Here is a 4,504-nt window from a genome sequence, read left to right on the forward strand (position 1 = left end):
CCTGGCGGTGCCCCCGGCGGGGGCCCCCGCGGCGGGGGGGGGGGGGGTACGGCCCCCCCGGGGGGGCGGGGGGGCCCCCGCCGTGACAGCGACCGCCACGGCGATGCGGCGGGTAGTGGACACGGTGGAGGGTTGCGAGGTGTTTTTCACGCGCATACGCCGCATTGTGCCGTAGTTCGCAGCAGAATGCTCGCGCAGGCTTGTGCCGGACCCGGTAACTCAGCGGGCGGAAGGTGCAGTCGGAACAGGGGCCGGTGCCACTACGGGGGTCGGTGCTGCCCGGGTCGGGGAGGGCCGGACGGGGACGATCGGTGTGCCGCCGGCGGCGATGGCGCGGATGGAGGTGAGCGCCTCGTCGCCGTACAGGCCGGGGCAGTCGGTGTGGTTGAGGTCGCTGTGAGCGGCGATCGTCGGTACGTCGGCGACACTGCCCGCCGCGAACTTGCTGTCGGCGAAGTAGCGGGCCTCGAGGGCGGAGGTGCCGACCGGTGACAGCCTCGCCAGGCCCAGGCGCCAGCGCAGGAAACGGCCGGTGGCGGAGACCATCTGCGCGGTCGGCGCAGCCTCGTTGAGGTCGCCGATCATCGCCAATCCGAGTGTCGACCGGTTGAACCCGCCGGTGTGGTTGCCTTCCACGTTGCGGCCCAGACCGCCGTAGGCGCCTTCGAAGATCTGCCCGTACTTGTCGACGAGCACGTTGTAGCCGATATCGCACCAGTTGAGGACCTGTGCGTGATACGCGTAGATGCCGCGGACGATCTCGGCGGACTGCTGGGGCGTGTAGTCGTTGGATCCGGCGGTGTGGTGGACGACCGCCCCCTTGAGCTGGGGACTGTAGCGGGGCCGTGAGCAGCGGATTCTCTCGTCGGCACCCCACTGGGCCCGCGAGATCACCTTCGGACCACCGGCCAGCGACGTCAGCACCGACGATCCGATCGACAACAGGCCCCGCGGCGTGATCACCGTCGCGCGGACCGCCGACAGCACGGTGTCGACGAGCGTCGCGATGATCGAATCGGACGATCCGATGCCCAGCTGGGTGAGCAGCCCGCTCTGCGTCTCGGCTGCGGGGATGGCTCTGCGGCTCCTGGTGAGCAGGACCTCGGCAGCCTTCGCGTCGCCCACCCAGAGCGGTTCGGTGCCGCCCACGTACTTCTGGCGCCGCCGTTCTCCCGGTCCCGGGCTGCCCGCACTGTCGACGGTGTCGAGCTCGGTCCACGGGCCCCATCTGCCGGTCTTGTCCTGGACCCGCAGGTAAGGGGTGGCGTCGATGGGTTTGTCCCAGGTCAGCGCCACCATCTTGAGGGGCTTTCCGTTGTTGGCGATGCGTTGCACAGCGGCGCCGACGGGTCGGCCGTCGGCCATCCGCGGCGAGACCACCGGCATCCTCGCCGCCGTGTCCGAGCCCGGGGCGACCGTTTTCGGTGATCGCTTCGCCGTTGGCGTTTTCGTGGGCGGCTTCTTGTTTGTGGGAGACCGTTTTGCCGGGGCGTCCTTTGCGGGTGTGGTCTTCGGCGGTGAACGCCTTGTCGGTGCCGTCCTTGTCGAGGTCGTCTTGGTCGGTGTCGTCTTGGTCGGCGCGGTCTTCGCAGGTGCCGGCTTGGCCGGTGTGATCTTCGAGCTGGGCACGGGGTTCACGGTCCGCGGCGCCGGGGTTCTGACGACTTCGGTGTCCGGCAACGACCCCCTCGGCGGTGCCGATGATTCTCGTGTCGGCGGTGCCGATGGTTCTCGTGGCGGTGCCGGGGCCGTGCGTCCGGTCTCCGGGTCGGGGAACAGTGCCGGATCGATCGTCGGCAGCTTGATCCCGAGGTCGGCGAGGCCCGATGTGGCGATGTCGAGGGCGTAGGTAGGGAGGTCGGCCAGGGAGATCTCCTCGACCGATGTCATGCCGGCGGTGTTCGTGCGATCGACCGGGACGGGATCGGCTCCGAAGTAGGTGACCGCGAACGGGCTCGCGACGGCCAGCGCGGCGACGATCGCGAGCACGATCGGTGGCTTGGTTCTGGGGTATCGCACGGTGAGTCTCCTGCCGGGTCATGCGGCGTCGCCGACCGTGTACATCCTGTGCGCCTGCTGTGCCCTGTGGTGTGAGCGACGCGCCGTTCAGATGAAACTCGTGATGCTGTTGTTATCTAGTGGGGTTATCGTTATCGCGAGAGATTCACTATGGTCACTACAGTCTCATTCGCAACATTAGTCACATGAGTCACGGCTGGTCTCCCGCTGCAACGGCTTCGCGGCGGGTGACCTGCCCGTGTACGCACCCACTGCTACGAACCACATGCGGGGGTAACCCGAGGGGAGTCCGGCGGTCATGCCACGTCTGAGAATGTTCACGACCGGCACCCGGCCACGGGATGCACGCAAGCGCAGGCTGTCGTTGACGGCGCTGGGCCTGGCGCCCGTGATCGTCGCCGGCGGTCTCGTGCTCGGGACCGGATTCGACTCGGCCGACGACGTCGAACTCGCCGCCAACGGCCCGGTGACCTTGATCGGTCACGGTCACGGTCATGGCCGTGGTCTGGGGCAATGGGGTGCGTACGGCTATGCGAAGAAGGGCTGGTCTGCAAGCAGGATCCTGCGCCATTTTTACGGCGGCACCACCGCGGGGAAGGCGGACAGGTCCGAGATCGACGTCATTCTGACGAATCGGGGCTCGGTTTCTGTGCGTGCGGTCGCCGGAATGCGGGTCGGCGGGCAGACCGTCGCCCCCGGACAGGCGGTGAGCCTGGCCGGGGGCACAGCGAACATCACCAGCGGCTGCGGTGGGCCGATCGTACGATCCGTGCGGGCCACCTTCGTCGAACCGCTGCATGCCGGACCGAGCAGGCCGGCCGGGGAGATCCTCACCTTCTGCGGCTCGGGCGCCAAGTATCGCGGCGCGCTGGGCTTCGCGGGCGGGCGCGTGGTCAACCGTGTGCACATCGACGACTACGTCAAGGGTGTCCTGCCGAAGGAGATATCCCCCGGCTGGGCCGACGGCGGTGGCGCCGAGGCCATCAAGGCGCAGGCCGTGGCCGCACGCACCTACGCGCTCGCCGCGCTCGCCGACGGCAAGAGAATCGACGACACCCAGAACTCGCAGGTCTACGGCGGTGCGTCCGTCGAGGATCGGCGTACCAACGCCGCGGCCGACGCGACCGCCGGGCAGGTCCGGCTCGCTGCGGGCAAGCCGGCGTTCACCGAGTTCTCGGCGTCGACGGGCGGCTACACCGCAGGCGGGCAGTTCCCCGCGGTCGAGGACAAGGGCGACGTCATCTCGCCGTCGCACAACTGGACCGTGACGCTGAGTCCCAACACCATCGGCGGCGCCTTCGGCGTGGGTGCCCTGCGCTCCTTCGAGGTGATCGAGGCCAACGGACTGGGACCGAACTGGGGCCGCGCCGTGAAGGTGCGGGTGGTCGGCTCGGCCGGCAGCGTCGTCGTGACCGGCGAGGATGCCCGCACCACGCTGGGCCTGCGGTCGTCGTTCTTCGCGATCAAGGGGCAGACGAGCAAGCCGAGGATTGTCGCACCGCCGCGCGGCGGCGGATCGGATCTCGGCATCCTCGAAACCATCTTCGACGAGCTTCTGCCTGGTGCGGCGCAGCTGCTCGAGGTGGGCACGCAGCTGATCAACGGCAGATTCGACGACCTCGGCGGCCTCACCGGGGTACTCGGACGGGCGATCGGCATCCCCAACCTCACCCCCGACGGTCAGGGCGTCATCGCGTTGTTCCAGCGCGGCATGATGTTCTTCTCCGCCGACACCGGAGTCCACGCGCTGGCCGGGCGTGCTCTCGCCGACTATCTGAGCAAGGGCGGGGTACCGGTCGTCGGCTTCCCCCGATACGATGCCCTGCGCTGATCCCGGCAGCGCATGGGGCGCGTTCTGCTTATCCTCAGGTTCGGTCCGATAGGCTGAGCACTCGTGGCATCGAGTAATGAGTACGACCTGTTCGTGGTGGGATCAGGGTTTTTCGGACTGACGATCGCGGAACGGGCGGCAACCCAGCTCGGCAAACGGGTCCTCGTCGTCGAACGGCGGCACCACATCGGGGGCAATGCCTACTCGGAGGCCGAGCCGGAGACCGGCATCGAGATCCACAAGTACGGTGCGCACCTGTTCCATACCTCCAACAAGCGGGTGTGGGATTACGTGCGGCAGTTCACCGACTTCACCGGCTACCAGCACCGGGTGTTCGGGCTGTACCGGGGGCAGGCCTATCCGCTGCCGGTGGGCCTGGGCCTGATCAGCCAGTTCTTCGACAAGTACTACAGCCCCGACGAGGCACGCGCACTGATCGCCGAGCAGGCCGGCGAGATCGACACCGCCGACGCCCAGAACTTCGAGGAGAAGGCGATCAGCCTGATCGGCCGGCCGCTGTACGAGGCGTTTTTCAAGCACTACACCGCCAAGCAGTGGCAGACCGACCCCACCGAGCTGCCCGCGGGCAACATCACCCGGCTGCCGGTGCGCTACAACTTCGACAACCGCTACTTCAACGACACCTACGAGGGG

General features: G+C 68.1%; 3 protein-coding genes. 2 read left to right on the forward strand and 1 reads right to left on the reverse strand.

What is annotated here, in order from left to right:
- Positions 1-219: 219 nt before the first annotated feature.
- Positions 220-2,019, reverse strand: coding sequence for an N-acetylmuramoyl-L-alanine amidase (locus tag Q0627_RS17440; protein WP_291012875.1), 1,800 nt, complete (start codon positions 2,017-2,019; stop codon positions 220-222).
- A 298-nt stretch (positions 2,020-2,317) separates the two neighbouring features.
- Between Q0627_RS17440 and Q0627_RS17445 the strand changes: the two genes are divergently transcribed.
- Together Q0627_RS17445 and Q0627_RS17450 are read left to right on the forward strand one after the other, a co-directional pair.
- Positions 2,318-3,850 carry a SpoIID/LytB domain-containing protein gene (locus Q0627_RS17445; RefSeq protein WP_291012873.1) on the forward strand — a complete coding sequence of 511 codons (1,533 nt, stop codon included), beginning with the start codon at positions 2,318-2,320 and terminating at the stop codon, positions 3,848-3,850.
- 63 nt (positions 3,851-3,913) lie between these two features.
- Positions 3,914-4,504 (forward strand): NAD(P)-binding protein (locus Q0627_RS17450; RefSeq protein ID WP_298811677.1); only part of this gene is annotated, 591 nt, incomplete at its 3' end.

Source organism: uncultured Gordonia sp. (assembly GCF_937858515.1).
Classification (GTDB): domain Bacteria; phylum Actinomycetota; class Actinomycetes; order Mycobacteriales; family Mycobacteriaceae; genus Gordonia.